The sequence below is a fragment of the Kribbella caucasensis genome, assembly GCF_004361855.1.
Taxonomy (GTDB): domain Bacteria; phylum Actinomycetota; class Actinomycetes; order Propionibacteriales; family Kribbellaceae; genus Kribbella; species Kribbella caucasensis.
Map to the genome: position 1 here is coordinate 360,652 of NZ_SNWQ01000004.1, position 20,170 is coordinate 380,821.

Annotated in this window: 16 protein-coding genes; 9 read left to right on the plus strand and 7 right to left on the minus strand. The window is 68.2% G+C overall.

What is annotated here, in order from left to right; translation table 11 throughout:
• The first annotated feature begins 13 nt into the window (after positions 1–13).
• Entirely contained in the window at positions 14–1,588 is a 1,575-nt protein-coding gene (locus tag EV643_RS11535) for a GGDEF domain-containing protein (protein WP_133799995.1), read from the plus strand.
• Between the two features lie 3 nt (positions 1,589–1,591).
• On the opposite strand, the gene EV643_RS11540 is transcribed toward EV643_RS11535, so the two are convergent.
• The 6 genes from EV643_RS11540 to EV643_RS11565 form a co-directional block, all read right to left on the minus strand.
• Entirely contained in the window at positions 1,592–3,031 is a 1,440-nt protein-coding gene (locus tag EV643_RS11540) for a DUF7059 domain-containing protein (RefSeq protein ID WP_133799996.1), read from the minus strand.
• Positions 3,032–3,070: 39 nt separating this feature from the next.
• Complete coding sequence (locus EV643_RS11545) at positions 3,071–3,859, minus strand: DUF2785 domain-containing protein (RefSeq protein ID WP_133799997.1); 789 nt, start codon at positions 3,857–3,859, stop codon at positions 3,071–3,073.
• A gap of 180 nt (positions 3,860–4,039) precedes the next feature.
• Positions 4,040–4,804, minus strand: coding sequence for an ABC transporter permease (locus EV643_RS11550; protein ID WP_133799998.1), 765 nt, complete (start codon positions 4,802–4,804; stop codon positions 4,040–4,042).
• A 1-nt stretch (position 4,805) separates the two neighbouring features.
• Positions 4,806–5,801: an ABC transporter ATP-binding protein gene (locus EV643_RS11555; protein WP_133799999.1), complete on the minus strand. Its 996-nt coding sequence runs from the start codon at positions 5,799–5,801 to the stop codon at positions 4,806–4,808.
• Positions 5,802–6,130: 329 nt separating this feature from the next.
• On the minus strand, positions 6,131–8,434 hold the full coding sequence (locus tag EV643_RS11560; RefSeq protein ID WP_133800000.1) for a sodium-translocating pyrophosphatase: 2,304 nt from the start codon (positions 8,432–8,434) through the stop codon (positions 6,131–6,133).
• 227 nt (positions 8,435–8,661) lie between these two features.
• Positions 8,662–8,991 (minus strand): STAS domain-containing protein, encoded by a 330-nt coding sequence (locus tag EV643_RS11565; RefSeq protein ID WP_133800001.1) that lies wholly within the window; start codon positions 8,989–8,991, stop codon positions 8,662–8,664.
• A 224-nt stretch (positions 8,992–9,215) separates the two neighbouring features.
• Here EV643_RS11565 and EV643_RS11570 point away from each other — a divergent pair, with 224 nt between their 5' ends.
• From EV643_RS11570 to EV643_RS44115, 8 genes are all read left to right on the plus strand, one after another.
• Positions 9,216–11,525 (plus strand): DEAD/DEAH box helicase, encoded by a 2,310-nt coding sequence (locus EV643_RS11570; RefSeq protein ID WP_202869513.1) that lies wholly within the window; start codon positions 9,216–9,218, stop codon positions 11,523–11,525.
• A 39-nt stretch (positions 11,526–11,564) separates the two neighbouring features.
• Positions 11,565–11,993, plus strand: coding sequence for a hypothetical protein (locus EV643_RS44830; RefSeq protein ID WP_202869514.1), 429 nt, complete (start codon positions 11,565–11,567; stop codon positions 11,991–11,993).
• A gap of 378 nt (positions 11,994–12,371) precedes the next feature.
• Positions 12,372–13,136 carry a ricin-type beta-trefoil lectin domain protein gene (locus EV643_RS11580; protein ID WP_166665411.1) on the plus strand — a complete coding sequence of 255 codons (765 nt, stop codon included), beginning with the start codon at positions 12,372–12,374 and terminating at the stop codon, positions 13,134–13,136.
• A gap of 532 nt (positions 13,137–13,668) precedes the next feature.
• Positions 13,669–15,096 carry an extracellular solute-binding protein gene (locus EV643_RS11585; protein WP_133800004.1) on the plus strand — a complete coding sequence of 476 codons (1,428 nt, stop codon included), beginning with the start codon at positions 13,669–13,671 and terminating at the stop codon, positions 15,094–15,096.
• Positions 15,096–16,019 carry a carbohydrate ABC transporter permease gene (locus EV643_RS11590; protein ID WP_238165514.1) on the plus strand — a complete coding sequence of 308 codons (924 nt, stop codon included), beginning with the start codon at positions 15,096–15,098 and terminating at the stop codon, positions 16,017–16,019. Before EV643_RS11585 ends, EV643_RS11590 begins: the two co-directional genes overlap by 1 nt.
• On the plus strand, positions 16,016–16,837 hold the full coding sequence (locus tag EV643_RS11595; protein ID WP_133800005.1) for a carbohydrate ABC transporter permease: 822 nt from the start codon (positions 16,016–16,018) through the stop codon (positions 16,835–16,837). The genes EV643_RS11590 and EV643_RS11595 overlap by 4 nt, the downstream gene beginning before the upstream one ends.
• Before the next feature lie 58 nt (positions 16,838–16,895).
• On the plus strand, positions 16,896–17,996 hold the full coding sequence (locus tag EV643_RS11600) for an ABC transporter ATP-binding protein (RefSeq protein ID WP_133800006.1): 1,101 nt from the start codon (positions 16,896–16,898) through the stop codon (positions 17,994–17,996).
• Complete coding sequence (locus EV643_RS44115; protein ID WP_166665412.1) at positions 17,996–19,249, plus strand: CehA/McbA family metallohydrolase; 1,254 nt, start codon at positions 17,996–17,998, stop codon at positions 19,247–19,249. Before EV643_RS11600 ends, EV643_RS44115 begins: the two co-directional genes overlap by 1 nt.
• 87 nt (positions 19,250–19,336) lie before the next feature.
• On the opposite strand, the gene EV643_RS11610 is transcribed toward EV643_RS44115, so the two are convergent.
• Positions 19,337–19,957: a response regulator transcription factor gene (locus EV643_RS11610; RefSeq protein WP_238165515.1), complete on the minus strand. Its 621-nt coding sequence runs from the start codon at positions 19,955–19,957 to the stop codon at positions 19,337–19,339.
• Positions 19,958–20,170 lie beyond the last annotated feature (213 nt).

The window sequence follows — 20,170 nt, forward strand, 5'->3', positions numbered from 1 at the left end:
CAGGGGAGATGTGGTGCGGCAGACCTCGGGGGTGACAGCGCGGATCGCGGCGGCGATGACGCGCGCCCAGTCGGGCAGTCCGGCCGAGGCGGCCCAGGACATCCGCCGGCTGCTGACCGAGCTGGGTCCGGACCCGACGCCGGAGCGGGCGGCGGCGGAGTACGTGCGCGCCGTGGCGGCTCATCACGGCACCGACGCGGAGGAGGCGCTCGACGCGGTCGACGCGTGCATCCGGGTCGCTCGCGCGATCGACGAACCGGGCTGGGAGGCGAACGCGATCGCGCTGCGGATCGTCACGCTGATCCGGACCGGCGAGGGCGGCGACTCCGTGGCGGACCTGGTCGCGGCCGAGAACGCGTTGTCCCGCACGCACGATCTCGCCCTGGCCAGCTGGGCCCACACCGGCCTGGGATACGCCTACGACCTGCTCCGCTTGTTCGAGCTGTGCATCCCGCATTTCGAGCTCGCCGCCGCGACCGACGGTGATCCGCTCGACCTTGCCGAGGCGCCGGCGATCGACCGGCTCAACCTGGCCGAGTCAAACCTGCGCTGGGCGCACGAGATGGAGCGCCTCGGCGACCCGTCGTACGACGATCAGATCCGGCACCGCAAGGACGAGGCGCGGCGGTGGGCGGCCGAGGCGATCGAGGTGATCGTCCGCGACGACCTGCTCGGCTACTGGCCGATCGCCGGGCGGATGTGGCTGGCCGCGAGCAACGGCGACCGGGATCCGGTGCAGGCCACGGTGATCCTGAAGGACTGCCGCGACCAGCTGGTCAAGCTCGGCGACCATGAGCTGGCCGCGATCGCGGGCGCCTACCTGGCCAAGGCGTACGCCGCGCTCGGCCGGCTCGACGACGCCATGGAGGCCGCCGACCGAGCCGGCACGGATCTGCCGCCGACCTCAGATCCGCCCGTCGAGGCACTCGTCCGGCACACCGCCGTCCAGATCGCCGCCGACGCGGGTGATGTCGGCGCCGCGGCCGGACTCCAGTACGCGCGCGCGATCACCCGCGGCTGGTGGGCCGAACGCCTGCGCGGCCTGTACGCCGTCCGCAGCGCCCTCGCCACCCACGAACTGTCCATCCGCCACGACGCCGAATGGCGAGCCGCCCGCGAGGATCCGCTCACCGGCGTCGGCAACCGGCGTGCCCTGGACGAACGGATGAACGCCGCCCTCGACTCCGGCCGATCCATCGCGGTGGTCGCGATCGACGTCGACGATCTCAAGGTGGTCAACGACAACCACGGCCACGCTCGCGGCGACGACGTACTACGCCTCGTCGGGCAACTCCTGACCGAACAGTCCCGCGCCGAGGACGTCGTGGCGCGAGCCGGCGGCGACGAATTCGTCGTGGTGCTGGACAACCCGGACGAACGCGGCGCCCGCGAACTCGTCGACCGGATCCGCAAGGCCGCCGACCGGATCGCGGCCGAGGCCACCGACCCGTGGTTCGCCATGCTCCGGCTCAGCATCGGCCAGGCCTCCAGCACCGACGGCACCCCCATCACCGACCTGCTCACCCAGGCCGACATCCACATGTACACCGACAAACGCCGCCGCCGCACTCCCCCAGCCACCGCCTGACCCTTAGTAGTCGAGGAACCCTTCGACGACGAGCCGGCGGATCTCTGGCAGGTAGTCGGCTCGGAGATCGTCGCGGTCGAGGAGTGTGGCGAGGGCGTCGAGGATCTGGCCGGCCGTGAGGTCGCCGTCGCAGGCGCCGACGAAGCCGGCCAGGACGGTGTCCACCTGTTCGGCCCGGCGCATGCCCCGCTGGCGCCGGAGCACGATCGTCGCCGGATCCTCCGCTCCCGGTGGGCCGGCCGTCTCCTGGATCACGTCGTCGGCCACCTTGAGGAACAACTCGGTCAGCTCCGCCGGAACACCTTCCATCCGCTGGAACCGCTCCAGCACATGCGGCCCGATCGGCTGCTCGATCTCGTACGGCCACTCCTCCGCATCCGTGCTCCCCGCGACGTTGTGCAAGGTGATCCACCCCATGCCGATCGCCTCGACCTGCTGTTCGTCAAGCCAGCGCACCCATTCGTCATACCGACTCGGGTACTCCGGCCGCCCGTGCAGGCCCGCATCGCGCAACCACAGCTCGACGTACTCGGCCGGGTCGAGCTGCTCCCGTTGCACCGCCCAGCTGGACCGATCCCCCGTCCAGCCCGCGATCCGCTCCTGCCAGTCCTGGCCGCGAACGCAGGTCCAGTTCGCGAGCAGCTGACACCACCCGCCCTCACTCAGGTACTGCGGCGCCTGGCGCACGAGCTGCTCGACCACGGAGTCCCCCGCGAACCCCGTCTCCCGATACGTCAGCTTCCCGTCCGTCGGCGGCGCGATCACGTACGGCGGGTTGCTGACTATTAGGTCGAACCTCTCCGATTCGACCGGCTGGTAAAGACTTCCGCCACGAACGTCGAGCTCGACCCGGTTCAGGGCGGCCGTCCATCGGGTCAGCCGCAGGGCACGGTCGTTCACGTCCGTGGCGACGATGTGGTTCGCCCGGTCGGCCAGATGCAGAGCCTGGATCCCGCAGCCGGTGCCGAGATCGAGCGCCTTCTCCACCTTCAGCGGGACGGTCAGCTTCACCAGACTGAGGCTCGCCGGCGCGATACCGAGGACGTAGTCGGGCCGCATCGGTTCGCGGCGGCCGTCCAGCCCCGGCGTGAGATCGGCGACCACCCACCAGCTCCGGTCGTCCTCCGCGTACGGCCGGATGTCCACCGCCGCCCTGAGCTCGCCACCATCGGCCACGAGGATGCCTAGGGCAAGTAATTCGTCGAGTGGAATCGCCTTGCGCGCAAGGGTTTCCGGTACCGGGCGCTGCAACAGGAAGAGACGGATCAAGGTGTCGAGGGCATCACCACCGGCCGTCTGACGGTAGGCGAGCGTGGTCTCGTTCCGCGTCAGTGCGGCGTTGGCCTGGGGTCCGAGGCGCTCGGCAACACCCTCGACCGTGTACCCCGCCGCCTCGAACGCAGCACGCAACCGGTCCCCGCAGGCGATCGTCAGCTCTTCCATGCCGACCATCCTCGCAGGCCCAGTGTTTCGCCTTCGTTATCAGAAGTAGTACGGCGTCGCGGTACGGAAGACCTCGGCGAGTTTGGCCTTGACGGCGGTACGGTGCGGGACCTTCTTCTTGACCTGATCGATCCGGACGCCATGATCGAGCAGCAGGTAGACCACGCGGAGCGTCCGCAGGGTGTTGGACACCTCGGGCCGGATCCCATCGGCCGGGTGGTTGCCGACCGCCCAGAGCGCGGGGTCGAGCCAGCCGGTCGCGTCCGCCTCGGTCAGGTCGGAGCGGGTCAGCGTCGCGGCCAGGGCGAACCCCAGCCGGTCGTCCTCGAGATCGCGCAGCACGAACGAGGTCGGGGTCAGCAGCCGGCCGATCCCGAGCCGCAGCATCTCGACCGGCTCGACCGCCGGCATCAGGCCGAGCGTGCCGAGCAGGTCGCCGCCATGGGCGACAGCGTGCAGCCAGCCCAGTTTCGGGTCGAAGCCGCGCAGGTCCTCCTCGGCGACGTACCAGCGTTCGAACGGCGGCACCCAGCTCGGCTCGAACACGCCGGCCGTGACGATCGAGTCCAGGATCAGCGGGGCGAACGTGCGCGCCTGGACCTCGGCATCACCGAGCCTGGCGACCATCTCGTCGCCGAGCTCACGCAACTGGTCCTTGCCGAGCACGCCATTCCCGATCCAGGTGGCCAGCGTCGAGTACGCCTGCGCGTCCCGGACCACCGGGTCGGGTGACCGCAGCATCGTGGACAGCTCCGCGACGAGATCGGTGAGCGGACGATCGGTCGGAACGGCGAAGCCGTCGGTGCGCACCCGGGCCCAGTCGGTCATGCGCGCACGCTAACCGGTTCATCAACAAACCCGCCACCCCCGTTCCGCAAACGCCCACCGGATACATGGGAAACGGCCCGTGGTGCATCCGATGGATGCGCCACGGGCCGAAGCGGCCAGGACCCCTCAGCCCGGCCGGGCCCTCACCGCCGGATCGCTGCACCATCCGGCGGTTGCTTATTAGGCGTCGCGCTTGCTGGCACTGAACAGGGCCAGCGTCATCAGCGCGGCTGCCCAGCCCGCGAAGTAGAGCAGCGCCCACCAGGGACCGAGGGCGAAGCTCGAGCCGGCCGCGTCACCACCGGCGAGCCCGAAGTCCTGACCCTGGTTGAGGAACGAGCTGCCGTTCGCGAACGGCGACCACTTGGACAGGTCGTCGCCGACCTTCGGGATCAGGTTGAACAGGTTCTCGACCAGCAGCGGCCACAGGATCAGGATCGCGATCGCCCCGGCGCTCTGCCGGATCAGGATGCCGACCGCCACCGCGATCACCGCGGACAGCGCGAAGATCAGGCCCTGACCGGCGATCAGCCGCCACTCCGCGCTGGTGTTGATCGCCAGGTCGGCATTGGCCGCGAACAGGTTGCCGATACCCCAGCCGCCGAACGCCGCGATCAGGCCGACCACAGCGGCCAGGAAGGCGACCACGGCCGTCTTACCGAGCAGCAGCGAGGCACGCTGCGGCACCGCCTGGAAGCTGGTCCGGATGGTGCCGAACCGGTACTCGGTGGTGACGGCGAGCGCGGCCATCACCATCATCACCATCTGGCTGAGCTGGGCGCCCGGCTGGGTGATGAAGATGGTCGCCTGCTGCTCCTCCTCGGCGTTGAGGAATCCCGTCGTCAGGGCGGCGAAACCGACCGTCAGCACGGCGGCGATGATCATGCACCACCACGGTGAGCGGGTGGAGAAGAGCTTGATCCGCTCGACTGCGATGACCGACATGTCAGTTGTCCTCCTTCGGCCCCGCGGCCACCTCGGTGCCGGACAGCGCCGGTACGTTCACGTCCGTGACCTCGGCGATCTCGTGCGCGTGGTACTCGACCGAGTCGCCGGTCATCTGCATGAAGGCCGCCTCCAGCGAACCGCGCTGCAGCGTCAGCTCGTGCAGGACGATGCCCTGGGCGGCGGCCAGCTCACCGATCTGGTCGGTGGTCACGTTGCCCTCGACGAACAGCGCCTTGCTCTGGTCGTCCGGCTCCTCGACCCGGGTGACCAGGTTGTGCTGCTGCAGCAAGCCCTGGAACTGGTCGAGCTGCGGGCTGCGGACCTTGACCGTCGTGCCGCTGGCGCGGTCGACGAACTCGGTGGTCGAGCTCTGCGCGATCAGCTTGCCGCGGCCGATCACGATCAGTTCCTCGGCGGTCAGCGCCATCTCGGACAGCAGGTGGCTGGAGACCAGCACGGTCCGGCCCTCGTCGGCCAGCCGGTGCATGAAGGTCCGGATCCAGACGATGCCCTCCGGGTCGAGACCGTTCACCGGTTCGTCGAAGAGCAGGATCTCCGGATCGCCGAGCAGCGCGCCGGCGATGCCGAGCCGCTGGCTCATACCCAGCGAGTAGGCGCCGGCCCGCTTGTTCGCGACCGAGCTCAGGCCGACCATGTCGAGCACCGTGTCGACCCGGTCCTTGGGCAGCTTGTTGGACGCGGCCATCCAGGCCAGGTGGGCGCGGGCCGATCGGTTCGGGTGCACCCACTTCGCGTCCAGCAGGGCGCCGATCTTGGTCAGCGGCTGGTGCAGGTCGCGGTAGTGCTGTCCATCGATCCGGACGTCGCCGGAAGTGGGGGTGTCGAGACCGAGGATCATCCGCATGGTGGTCGACTTGCCGGCCCCGTTGGGGCCGAGGAAGCCGGTCACCTTGCCTGGTTTCACCTCGAACGACAGGTTGTCAACGGCAACGGTTGCGCCGTATCGCTTGGTGAGGCCTTTTGCCTCGATCATCGCCGTACTCCTCGTTCGGTAGCGCGCCGGATGTCAGGGCGGGCAGTCAACTCAGTATCGAGGCCGAGCCGGGTCACCACATCGGACCCCGGTCTGATCCGGTGTGTCCACCTCACGATGGAGTCTCCCGGCCGGCCGGTGCCCGACACCATCAGGCAACCCCCTGACACTGCCCCCGAGCATCCCCTACTCGGGCGTGCACCCGCATCCGACGAAAGTCGACGACACCCTGACCAAAGGGGCAAAAGGTTTGCATCCAGATGGAAAGGGTGCGGGCAAACGGAAGGCCCACCGGGAGGGATCTCCCGGTGGGCCGAGCGTTTGATCGATCAGGCCGCGGCGTTGACCTCGGCCGGCGTGTCGGAGATGACCGACTCACGGCGCTTGGAGACGACCACGGCCCCCGTGAGGATGGCCACCGCCACCAAGGCGATGATGATCCGCAGCGGGGTGTTGGTGTCGTCACCGATCGACGACATACCGACCACGGCCGGCGCGATCAGCACCGAGACCAGGTTCATCACCTTGATCAGCGGGTTGATCGCCGGGCCGGCGGTGTCCTTGAACGGGTCACCGACGGTGTCACCGATGACGGTGGCCTCGTGCGCCGGCGAACCCTTGCCGCCGTGGTTGCCGTCCTCGACCAACTTCTTCGCGTTGTCCCAGGCACCACCGGAGTTGGCCAGGAAGACGGCCATCAGGGTGCCGGATGCGATCGCCCCGGCCAGGTAGCCGGCCAGCGCCGGGGCACCGAGGCCGAAGCCGACGGCGATCGGTGCAGTGAGCGCGAGCAGACCCGGAGTGGCCAGCTCCCGCAGCGAGTCCTTGGTGCAGATGTCGACAACCTTGCCGTACTCCGGCTTGCCGGTGCCGTCCATTATCCCCGGGATGTCGCGGAACTGGCGGCGAACCTCGTACACGACCGCACCGGCGGCGCGGCCGACGGCGTTGATCGCGAGGCCGGAGAACATGAACACCACAGCGGCACCGATGATGATGCCGACCAGGGTGCTCGGGTTGAACACCAATGCGTCCGCCTCGAACTTGGCGTAGTTCTCCGCCAGCGAGGACCGGATCGAGTCGGTGTAGGAACCGAACAGCGCGGTCGCCGCGAGCACCGCGGTGGCGATCGCGATGCCCTTGGTGATCGCCTTGGTGGTGTTGCCGACTGCGTCCAGCTCGGTCAGGATCTGGGCCGCCTCGCCGTCCACGTCACCGGACATCTCGGCGATGCCCTGGGCGTTGTCGGAGACCGGGCCGAAGGTGTCCATCGCGACGATGACGCCGACGGTGGTCAGCAGACCACAACCGGCCAGCGCGATCGCGAACAGCGCGACCACACCCGACCCGCCGACCAGGAACGCGCCGTACACGGCGGCCGCGATCACCAGGGCGGTGTAGACGGCCGACTCGAAGCCGACCGCGATGCCGGACAGGATCACCGTAGCGGCACCCGTCAGCGAGGTCTTGCCGACGTCCTTGACCGGCTTGTCCTCGGTACCGGTGAAGTAGCCGGTCAGGGCCAGGATGACCGCGGCCAGCACGATGCCGATGATCACCGAGACGGTGGCGATGACCCGCGGGTCGCCGTCGTTGGCGGCGATCGCCTCGGTGGCGCCGGTCAGCTCCCGGAAGGTGCCCGGCAGATAGACGAACGCCGCGACCGTACAGAGCACCGCGGAGATCGCCGCGGAGATGTAGAAGGCCCGGTTGATCGTGCGCAGACCGTTCTCGCCGGTGCGCGGGCGGGTCAGGTAGACGCCGACGACCGCGGTGAGCGCGCCGATGGCCGGCACGATCAGCGGGAAGATCAGGCCCTGCTCGCCGAACGCGGCCTTGCCCAGGATCAGCGAGGCGACCAGCATGACGGCGTACGACTCGAACAGGTCGGCCGCCATACCGGCGCAGTCACCGACGTTGTCGCCCACGTTGTCGGCGATGGTCGCCGCGTTCCGCGGGTCGTCCTCGGGGATGTTCTGCTCGACCTTGCCGACCAGGTCGGCGCCGACATCGGCGGCCTTGGTGAAGATACCGCCGCCGACCCGCATGAACATGGCCAGCATGGCGGCACCGAAACCGAAGCCCTCGAGCACGGTCGGAGCGTCACCCTTGAACAGCAGCACGACCACGGCGGCGCCGAGCAGGCCGAGACCCACGGTCGCCATCCCGACGGTCCCACCGGTCCGGAACGCGACCCGCATGGCGGGCTCGCGGCCCTCGTCCCGTGCCGCGGCGGCGACCCGGACGTTCGCCCGCGTCGCGAGCCACATGCCCAGGTAACCGATCGCCGCGGAGAAGCCCGCGCCGACCAGGAAGAAGACCGACCGGAAGATCTTCAGCACGGTCTCGTTGTCGCCGTCACTGTGCGCGGGCAGCAGGAACAGCAACAGGAATGCGACCACAGCGAAGATCGACAACGTCCGGAACTGGCGGCTCAGATAGGCGGATGCGCCTTCCTGGACCGCCGCGGCGATCGTCTTCATGTTCTCGGTGCCATCGTTCGCGGCAAGCACCTGACCGCGGAAGACCATCGCGATGAGGACCGCGAGAACCGCGATCACCCCGACGACGACAACCAGCGTGGTGTTGCTCGACGAAAGATCCACCGCTTGTGCAGCAAGCAGCGCGGACATCCGTCCTCCTTGTTGGCAACCCCTCAGGGCTTGACGGCCCTCGCCCTGCCACAACCGAAGGGTTGGGAAAATACGACACAGCGCCAATGGCCTGGCGCGGTGGGTCACTCTAACCGGTATCCGACCAGACCTGACGACAGGGTGGTCTACGCCATACCCGAGGCCTCAGGCAAGCGGATCACCCAGGGTGATGACAGGGACACCTTTTCGGATTCGGCTGGACCGGTTCAGGTGGCCGAGGCGACGTCGGGGTGGATCTCGAAGACCTTCGTCAGCCCGGTGATCCGGAAGATCTTGAGCAGCCGTTCCTGGGTGCAGACCAGGGTCAGCGAACCCTCGTGAGTGCGTACCCGTTTCAGTCCGCCGACCAGGACGCCGAGACCGGTGGAGTCCAGGAACTCCACGCGTTCCAGGTCGACGACCAGGTCGTACTGACCCGCGTCGACGAGCGAGACCAGGGTCTCGCGGAGCTTGGGCGCGGTGTAGACGTCGATCTCCCCGCCCACTTCGAGGACGGTACGTCCGCCCTCAGGACGTGTCGTCAGCGACAGATCCACTTCGGCCTCCGATCGGCATGAACTGCTGCATTCAACCATGTACGGACCGTGAGAAGGGCCGTGTCCGAAAACTCTTTCATCCCAGCTCATCCCACGTCGACCTACCTGGCCGAAATCCCTTGTGCATCAGCACACGCACCGGACCTGTGCATTCGACCGTGCATCCGGCGCCCGTCGACGCATTGTCCGAGCAGCCTATGACGCGGGGCGCTAGGGTCGTTGCCATGGGTAGTGAGGCGGCCACTGTGCTCAAGAGGCTCGCTGCCGGACCAGGCCGCGCCGAGCGGCTGACGCACGTGGAGTCCGTGCCGCCCCGGGCAGGGCAGACCGGGCCCTGGCCACGCTGGGTGCCGCCAGATGTGCTCGCCCAGCTGGCTGATGCCGGTGTGGTCGAGCCGTGGAGTCATCAGGTCGCCACCGCCGAAGCGGCGTACAGCGGGCAACACGTCGTTGTTGCCACCGGCACGGCTTCGGGGAAGTCACTCGGCTACCTGCTGCCTGCGTTCGCCACGCTGAGCATCGCGCAGGCCGCGTCACCCCATCGGCGGACCGCGTCCGTCTTGTACCTGTCCCCGACCAAGGCATTGGCGCACGACCAGTTGCGCGCGATCTCGCAGTTCACCGTGCCGGGCCTGCGGCCGACGACACTTGACGGCGACTCCGAGCGGACCGAGCGCGACTGGGCCCGCGACCACGCCACCTATGTCCTGAGCAATCCGGACATGCTGCACCGATCCGTCCTGCCGAACCACCAACGCTGGGCCCGCTTCCTCGCTTGCCTCCAGTACGTCGTGGTCGACGAGTGCCACCACTATCGAGGTGTGTTCGGCGCCCACGTGGCCGGCGTATTACGCCGGCTCCGCCGGATCTGTGCCCACTACGGCGCGCACCCGATCTTCGTCTGCGCCTCCGCGACCGTCGCCGAGCCGGCCGTCTCCGGTGAACGCCTGACCGGCCTGCCGATGGTCGAGGTGACCGAGGACGGCTCCCCGCGCGGCGGCATCTCCTTCGGCCTGTGGGAGCCGCCGCTCACCTCCCTCACCGGCGAGAACGGCGCCCCCGTACGCCGCTCCGCCACGGCTGAGGTCGCCGATCTGCTGACCGACCTCGTGGTGTCAGGAGTCCGGACGGTCGCCTTCGTCCGGTCCCGGCGTGGGGCCGAAACGGTCGCATTGACCGCCCGGGACAACCTTGCCGAGGTGGATCCGTCGCTGGTCGACCAGGTCTCGGCGTACCGGGCGGGGTATCTCCCGGAGGAGCGCAGACGACTCGAAGGCATGCTGCAGAGCGGCGAGCTGACCGGGGTGGCCGCGACCAACGCGTTGGAGCTGGGCATCGATATCGCCGGGCTGGACGCGGTGCTGCTGGCCGGCTGGCCCGGGACTCGGGCGTCGCTCTGGCAGCAGGCGGGACGGGCCGGGCGATCCGGAGGCGACGCGCTCGCCCTGTTGGTGGCGCGCGACGACCCGCTGGACACGTTCCTCGTCCGGCATCCACAGGCGATCTTCGGGCGTCCGGTCGAGGCGACCGTGTTCAACCCTGAGAACCCGTACGTCCTCGGCCCGCAGTTGTGCGCCGCCGCGCAGGAGTTGCCGCTGACCTCGGCCGACTACGAGATCTTCGGCGCGACGACCGAGTCGGTGATCGGCCAGCTCGTCCGTCAGGGTCTGCTCCGCGAGCGGCCGCACGGGTGGTTCTGGACCCGGCGGGAGCGCGCCGTCGACGCCATCGACATCCGGTCGGCCGGCGGTAAGACGGTGCAGATCGTGGAGGACCAGACCGGCCGGCTGCTCGGCACGGTCGACGGCGGCTCCGCCCACGCATCGGTGCACACCGGCGCTGTCTACGTCCACGCGGGCGAGTCGTACCTGGTCCGGAGTCTCGACCTCGAGGGCCACGCGGCGATCGTCGAACAGGCCTCACCGGACTACACCACCTTCGCCCGGGATGTCACCGAGATCAGCATCCTGGCCACCGAGGACACCACCGCCTGGGGATCGGCCGAGCTGTCCCGCGGCTGGGTGCAGGTGACGAGCCAGGTGATCTCGTTCCAGCGCAAGCAACTCGTCACGGGTGACGTCCTGGACGAGCAGCCCCTCGACCTCCCCGAGCGCACCCTCCGCACCAAGGCTGTCTGGTGGACCATGCCGGACCCCGTCGTCGCCCAGCTCGGCCTGTACGACGTACCGGGGGCCGCGCATGCCGCCGAGCACGCGTCGATCGGGCTGCTGCCGTTGTTCGCGACCTGCGACCGGTGGGACATCGGCGGCGTCTCCACCGCCCGGCACCCCGACACCGGCTGCCTGACCGTTTTCGTGTACGACGGCCACCCCGGCGGCGCGGGATTCGCCGAACACGGATACGGAGCGGCCCGCGAGTGGTTGACCGCGACACGTGAGGCGATAGCACACTGTGAGTGCGTGGACGGGTGCCCGTCGTGCGTACAGTCGCCAAAATGTGGGAACGGGAACAACCCACTCGACAAGGGCGGCGCCGTGGCGCTGCTCACCGCATTACTCGGCAGTGAGGCCTGACCGCTCCAGCACCAGTTGCTGGGAGAGAGGCAGCAAATCATGGTCGTTCTCGGAATCGTCCTGATCGTTCTCGCCGTGCTGTTCGGCCTGGGCGTCTCCGTCTCGTCCGGCGCCTCGACCAAGATGGAGGTCTTCGGCGTCGACTTCGGCGTCGGGGTGACGACGGTGTTCTTCCTCGGCGCGGCTGTCGGGATCGCGGCCGCCGTCGGGCTGTGGCTGACCAAGCTGGGCCTCGGCCGCGGCTGGCGCCGGCGCAAGGAGGTCCGCGAGCTCCGCCAGCGGGCCGCGGCCGGACCGGAAGCCGTCGAGCCCGCACCCACCGGCGACACAGCCGTCGACACGACCGGCGACACGGCCCGCGACACAGGCCCCGACTCAGGCCGCGACAGCGAGGCCGAACCCACTGCCGAGGCGGATGACGAGCCGCGCATTGTTGCCGACGGCACCGAAACCAAGCAGCCGCACTGAAGCCCTTTCACCTTTCCCTTCAAGTACCTGCCCACAGGAGTGTCTCGAACAACCCACAGCGACAACACAGCGACCCGACGACCAGATTTCGATGCCTTGCGCAACGAAATATCGCTGGCAGTTAGTTGCCATTGGCATCAAGTGACGCGGGATAGACGTACCCACCTCCGGCAGGCCCGTGCATTACTGGTCGTGGCGTCAACGTCGCGCTGAGTCACAGCCGGCCTTCCGGGCCATACCGCCTCCTCACGGGGGATCGACCCGTGGTTCGCCCTACGCGCAAAGGGTGTATCCGCGGTTCCCGGAAGCCGCTCCGCTCCGCGTCACGGGGTCCCGACGACCTGACGCCGCGAGATGGCACGACCTCTGGAGGTTGTCTTGATCATCCGTAGATTGTTGAGTCGCACCGGCGTGGCGGTTCTCGCCGTCAGCGTCGCACTGGCCACGGCCGTACCGGCCCAGGCCGCGACTCCGGCACCTGAGCCACCGTCCGGCGTTGTCCAGGTCGGCGCGGTGAAGCAGATCGCCAGCAGCGCCGACACCCGCTACTGCCTGACCTTCGTCGCCGCCGAGAAGGTCCCGATGGCGGTGATGATGGCCTGCGCTCCGGGGAAGGAGGGCAAGACCCAGCAGTGGATCTACACGCCGAAGGGCCAGCTGCAGGTCGCGATGAGCAAGAGCGTCGGTGGCGCCCTTGCCAAGACCGGGGCCTGCCTGGACACCGGCTCCGACCTGGTCGCCACGCCGGCGAACGCGCCGGTGCTGGTGCTGCCGTGCCGTGACGGCGACGGCCAGAAGTGGAACTACGACGAGGCCAGTGGGTCCTTCGTCAACGCGGCGAGCGGAATGGCACTCAGCTCGCTGCTCGGCAAGGGCATGGAGAAGAACGCCCAGCCGACCGGCAGCTTCTCTGCCGCGGGCACACCGAACCAGGGCTGGAAGGCACTCCCGCTGCCCGGCCTGGACATCCTGGGTGCGGTTCTGGCACTCGTGAACGCGCTGCTGGCGTCTCTGGGCCTGGCCCTGCCGCTGCCGATCGCGAACGCCGCGTCCAGCCTGCTGGAACTGGTCCGGGGCAAGACCCCGATCCCAGGCCAGCTGGAGGTGCTGCCGAAGCAGATGATGGAGCTGGCCCGGCGCTGATCGGGAGGTTCATCTGCCGCACAGAGGAGGGCGGCCCCGACGATGTCGGGGCCGCCCCTTTCCTTTCACTCGACGGATGAACCGTCCTTTCACTCGAGGGATGAACCGGGTGGAGCGGTGGTTCCGGTTGCCCGCTGCTTGCGCGTCAGCGGGAGCCCGTGGTCACCGCCTCGGGATCACCACCAGCAGTGCCAGTAGCAGTGATCGAAAAGGTCGTCGAGAAGGCAAGCGAGTCCGTGTACGAGCCCCATGTCCGTCACCTCCGTTCCACTGATCCGATCGGCTTTGACGGTACCCGCCGCTGTCACGGTGTGTATCTAGCGAGCTACTCTTTGACGCGAAACTGCGAGTGAGCTTTAACTATTTCGCAATGCTTGCCGCCTGCATCCGACTTGACACGGTGGCCGACGGCAACGGAAGTGCAAGAAAGTTGACAACGTTTTCTTACGCTCCATGGAAAAGTCTTCACAAAGCCGCCTCCGAGTGCCATCGTGAACCGGCACTGCACAGACCCCCGCTAGGAGTTCCCCTGATGCGACGAATCTCGCGGTTGACCCCGCCGGCCCTCCTGGGCGCGGCCGCCCTTGTCCTGCTGACCGGCTGTCTCGGGTCGTCGGACTCGGGCAGCGGGGACCAGGACGCGAACCGCAACGCCGAGGCGACCAAGGTCGAGCTGACCATCGGCGCGAACTCGGTCAAGGGTGGCAAGAACAGCGCCGGCGCGACCTTCACGCAGGACGTGCTGATCCCCAAGTTCGTCGAGGCGCAGAAGGCCAAGGGCGTCGACGTCACGGTCAAGTTCCAGGGTGACGGTTCCGACGACGAGGTGTACAAGCAGAAGCTGTCGCTGGACCTGTCGAACAAGTCCGGTCCCGACCTGATCAACATCGACGGCATCTGGGTCGGCGAGTTCGCCCAGGCCGGATACATCAAGCCGCTCACCGACACCGTCGGCGACGCCGCCAAGGTTGACGAGTGGGACGGCTGGAAGCAGATCCCCGAGTCGGTCCAGCAGCTCGGGATGTTCGAGGGCCGGCGGTACGGCGTACCGGGTGGCACCGACGGCCGGGTGATCTACTTCAACAAGAAGCTCTTCCAGCAGGCGGGTCTGCCGGCCGACTGGCAGCCGAAGTCCTGGGCCGACATCATCGCCGCCGGCCAGGCGCTGAAGAAGCTGCCGGGCGTCACCCCGATCCAGCTCAACGGCGGTACGGCGATGGGCGAGGCGACCACGATGCAGGGTGTGCTGCCGATGCTCGTCGGCACCGGCGCGACAATCAACACCGACGGCAAGTGGCTCGGCAACAGCGCGCAGATCCGCGAGGTGCTCGACTTCTACAAGCAGATCTACGGCAGCGGTCTGGGTGACCCGGTGCTGCAGCGCGAGGCGAAGGGCCGGGACAAGTCGTTCGCCGAGTTCGCCGCGAACAAGATCGGCATCCTGTTCGAGGGCGACTACTTCTGGCGCAGCGTGGTGGAGCCCAAGGAGGGCGTCGCCAAGATGGCCGATCGCGACACCGCCGTCGGCTACGCGCTGATCCCGGCCAGCAAGCCGGGCGCCGGGGTCAAGGGCCAGGACTTCGTCTCGATGTCCGGTGGCGGTGCGACCGCGATCAACCCGAACACGAAGTTCCCGCAGCAGGCGTGGGAGTTGCTGCAGTTCATGAACTCGGCCGAGATGGTCGAGGCCGGGCTGGACGGTGCCGCCAAGATCACCCAGCGGACCGACGTCAACGCCAAGGTGCTGGCCGGTGACCCGATGCTGAACTTCGTCGCGACCAAGGTGCTGCCGATCACGCAGTACCGGCCGGGCCTGGCGGAGTACCCGAGGATCTCGGCGGCGCTGCAGCAGGCCACCGCGGACGTGGTCGGTGGCAAGTCGGTCGACGACGCGGGCAAGGCCTACGAGACCGCCGTCGAGGCGGCCGCCGGCGGCAAGGACAAGGTCACCACCAACTGATGTCAGCCACAACTGAACCCGTGCCGGGGCGCCCGGCACGGGTCCGTGGCCCGGCCCAGGACGTCGCGGGACTCGGTATCGGCCGGGCCTTCGGCTTCGTCGCGCCGGCCCTGCTGCTGATCGGCGCGTTCCTGGTCTTCCCGGCCCTGTGGACGATCTACATCGGCATCACCAACTACCGGTTGACCGGAGTCGAGGCCGTCTCGCCGTCGATCGTCGGGCTGTCGAACTACACGAGGGCGCTGAACGACGCGCTCTTCCACAACGCCCTCTGGCTGACGTTGCTGTTCGTGCTCGGCTCGGCGATCATCGGGCAGAACTTCCTCGGCTTCGCGTTGGCCTGGACGATGCGACGCGCGCGGCCAGTGGTACGGCGTACCGTCGAGGCCCTGGTCTTGCTCGCGTGGATCCTGCCGTCGACGGTGGTCGCTTACCTGTGGATCGCGTTCTTCGACCGGGACACCGGGACGTTGAACAGCATCCTCGGGACGCAGGGGACGGCCTGGCTGATCGAGTACCCGATGGCCTGCCTGATCATCTTCAACACCTGGCGGGGTACGGCGTTCTCGATGATGCTCTACTCGTCGGCGCTGCAGGCGGTACCGCCGTCACAACTGGAGTCCGCCCGGATGGTCGGGGCATCCGGATGGCAGACGTTGCGCGATGTGGTGTTCCCGCACATCCGCGGCCACGTGCTGACCAACACGCTGCTGATCTCGCTGTGGACCGCGAACGACTTCTCGCCGTTCCTGCTCACCAAGGGTGGGCCGAACCACGAGTCCGAGACGGTGCCGGTCTACATCTACAACGTGGCCCTGCAGGGCGGTGAGCTCGGCTACTCGTCGGCGATCTCGTTCCTGCTGCTGATCGCGAACCTGCTGGTCGCGCTGCTCTACCTGCGGCTGCTGAGGAGGCGCTCGTGACTCCGGCCTACGTCGTCCGGCGGATCGGGTTCTACGTCCTGATCTGCGCGATCACGTTGTTCTTCGCGATCCCGATGCTGTGGATCGCGTCCGCGCCGTTCGACTCGTCGCCGGGACTCGGCGTACGGTGGCCGGACTGGACGCTCGACAACGTCCGCAAGACCCTGTCGCATCCGTATGCGCTGCACTCGATGGTGAACTCGCTCATCATCTGCGTGACGACGGCTGCGGCTGTGACTGCCTTCGCCGCGCTGGCGAGTTATGCGCTGTCGCGGGTGCGGCTCCCTGGTCGCGATGCCTTGCTGTACGGGCTGTTGCTGCTGTCGTCGGTGGTGACCGGGACGGCGGCGATGGTGCCGATCTTCGTGATGATGTTCCAGCTCGGGCTGATCGACTCTCGGTTCGGGGTGGCGCTGGTGATGACCGGCGGGCTGTTGCCGGCGGCAATCTTCATCCTCAAGGACTTCGTCGACGCGGTGCCGAAGTCGTACGAGGAGTCGGCGCGGGTCTTCGGCGCTTCCACCGGGCAGATCCTGCGGGACGTGGTCCTGCCGGTCGCGCGGCCAGGTCTGGCGACCATCATGGTCTGGGCGTTCGTGAATTCGTGGGGCAACTTCCTGGTGCCCTTCCTGCTGATCCGGTCGATCGAGCTGCAACCCGGCGCGGTGCTGCTGCAGACCTTCACCGACGAGGGCGGCAGCGCCAACCTCACGGTGATCCCGGTCTTCTCGCTGCTGTTCTCGATCCCGGTCGTCGTGCTGTATCTGCTGGTGAACTCGCGATACGGGTTCCGCTTCCACGGAGGGATCAAAAGTTGAGGCATGGCGGGATGCTGAACCGAGAAGGGCTGCCGAGTCGAGAAGGGATGGGGGGCTGATGGCCGGCATCGACATCGAGGGCCTGGCGACCGTCTACCCGAACGGCGTGCGCGCTGTCGACGGCCTCGACCTGCACGTGGCCGATGGCGAGTTCTTCGCCCTGCTCGGGCCGTCGGGGTGTGGCAAGACCACGTTGCTGCGGACGATCGCCGGGCTGGAGAACGCGTCCGAAGGCACAGTCCGGATCGACGTGGCCGACGTGACCCGGATGGAGCCGGGCAAGCGCGGCGTCGCGATGGTCTTCCAGGACTACGCCCTGTTCCCGCACATGACAGTGTCCGAGAACATCACCTACCCACTGAAGGTACGCCGAGTCGCCGCCGCCACCCGTACTGCGACCGCCGGGCGCACGTCCTCGGAGTTGTCGTTGCAGGGGTTGCTCGAACGGCGACCGGGCCAGCTGTCGGGCGGTCAGCAGCAACGTGTCGCGCTGGCCCGGGCGATCGCGTCGGAGGGCAAGGTGCTCCTGCTGGACGAGCCGCTGTCCAACCTGGACGCGCGGCTGCGGCTGGAGGCGCGGACGTTCCTGAAGAAGCTGCAGCGCGATCTTGGGATCACGACCGTGTTCGTCACGCATGACCAGGCCGAGGCGCTCGCGCTGGCGGATCGGATCGCGGTGATGCAGAACGGTCGGCTGCGGCAGCTCGGTTCGCCGCGGGAGGTGTTTGCCCGGCCGGCCAACACGTTCGTGGCGAACTTCATCGGGTCGACGCCGATGAACCTACTGGACGGGGCTGTGGCTGCGGTATCCGATGGTGGTTCGGTGTCCGTCGCCAACGGGTCGTTGCCGGCTGCTACTGGTTCGGTGCCGGCCGGGGCGGAGGTGACGGTCGGCGTGCGGCCGGAGTACCTGACGTTGTCTGACGGTGACGTGAATGGGCCGTCTCTGCGGGGCGAGGTGGTGGTCGCGGAGAACCTCGGTACTTCGTCGCTGGTGTCGGTGGACTGCGGCGGCACGTTGATCGGGGTCACGGTGCCGGAGGAGAGCGAGCCGGCGCCCGGGACGTCCGTAGTACTGACAGCTCCGGAGCAACGGGTGCTGCTGTACGACCGCGAGTCCGGTGAGCTGCTTGCCAAGCAACCGGCAGCCGTTGGCTGATGGCTGTCACCACGTATCGGCGACGCTGGACCCTGGACGACCGGGCGGAGTCGGTGTGGCACTCGCTGCCGGTCGACGTACCGCCTGACTGTCCGGGGTTGTTGGTCATGTTGACAGTGCCAGCTGTCGAGGGCGTGGTGATCGACCTCGGATGCGAGGGTGCTGATGGTTGGCGCGGTTGGTCGGGTGGTGCTCGGCAGACCTTTGCGATCACACCGTCCGATGCGACGCCTGGGTACTTGGCCGGCGAGTTGGAGGCGGGCACCTGGTGGGTCGTACTCGGTCTGCATCGTCTGCCGGTCGAAGGGGTTGAGCTGATCGTCGAGGCCGTCACTGGGCCGGTTTCGGTGGTTCCAGGGCTCGCGGAGTACGAGGCTGCCGCGGCCGCGGTCGCAGTACCGGCTCGGCCGCCGCGGCGCGAACTGCCCGCTGCCGATGGTCTGCGGTGGATCGCCGGGGACTTCCACGCCCACTCCTTGCATTCCGACGGCTCCACCCCGATCGCTAACCTCGCAGCGCTGGGCGTCGCCGCCGGCCTGGACGTCCTCGCCTGCACGGACCACAACACGTCGGCACACCACCGGGAGCTTCCGTCCGTCGGCTCGCGCTTCGGCATCGGTTTGATCCGCGGCCAGGAAGTCACCACCGAGTCCGGCCACGCGAACGCCTTCGGCCCCATCGGCAGCATCGACTTCCGCCGCCCCGCAGCCGAGTGGGTCGCCGAGGTGGACCGCCGCGGCGGCCTGCTGTCGATCAACCACCCCCTCGGCGGCGACTGCTCCTGGCGCCAGCCACTCGGCGCGGCTCATCCCTCACTGGCCGAGATCTGGCACTCCTCCTGGCTCGACCGCCGCTGGGGTGGTCCCATCGCCTGGTGGGAAGCGTGGGGCCTCACCACGACCACCCCGATCAGCGGCAGCGACTGGCACAACCCGTCGTCACTCAGCCCACCCGGCACCCCCACCACCTGGATCGCGATCGACGCCGCCGCCTCCACCCCCGACGAGTTGGTCACCGCCACCCTCGAAGCCCTGGCCGCCGGCCGCACCTCAATCTCCGCCGGCTACCTGGCCCCCGTACTCCTCCGCAACGGCGACGAATTCGTTGTCCTCGGCGCCCCCAACACCGTCCTGATCTCCCCTGACGGCACCCGCCACCCCATCCACACCCCCGCCGAGACCCTCCCCGCCGCTCACCGTGGCGGCCACACCTTGGTAGACCACACCGGCAACTTCATAGCCCTCAGCAACTAGCCCCCTCCACACCTGAACCAGCGCCGACCGCACGTGTACCGAGTGCAGGTAGTCGGCGGGACTGAGGTTGTTGATATTTGATCTGACTCAGTCGAAGAGCCAGCCGTTGCGTTCGGCGATGGTGATGGCGTCGGCCCGGGTGCGAGCGCCGGTCTTGCCGATGGCGGACCAGAGTCGGTTGCGGACCAGGCGTTCGGAGACGTCGAGCTTCTGCGCCATCGTGGCGACGGAACCACCTTCGCGGGCCGCGCGCAGGGTATCCGTCTCGCCTCTGTCCAAAGGAGTTTCGGTATAGGTCAACGTCTCGGCGGCCAGGTTGGCGTCGACGACCCGAAGCCCGAGGTGCACCCGGCGTACCGCGTCGGCGAGCTGCGGTACCGGGCTGGTCTTCAGGGCGATCCCCTTCGCACCCGCTTCCAGACCGCGCCGGAGGTGTCCGGGCCGACCGTACGTGGTCAGCATGACGACGCGGCACTCGGGCATCGACGTCCGCAGCTCGGTCGTCACGTTGATGCTGTCGTACCCCGGCCCGTCGGCGTCCACGAGAGCGATGTTGGCGCGATGTCGTTTCGCGGCTCCCACCACATCCTCGGTGCGTGCCAGTTCGGCGACTATCTCCAGATCTCGCTCGCGTTCCAGACCGCTTCTGAGAACGCCGCGACTGAGGATCTGGTCGTCGACCAGCAGCAGCCGGATGCGGTCGGGCAAACGAGCCTCCGGGGTGACCGTCCGGGCGCCGGGGAAGTGCGTCCGGGAGGGATGAGAGCAGGACTTCGGTTGACGATGATGGAGCCGCACCACATGTCCCGTCCACATCAACGCGGTATCTCTACCAGATTGCGACCAGATCGCGACCCAACACCCCGACAGGTCCACAACCCCCACCGACGTAGGACGTGTCCACCCGGCTCTGTACCCCAA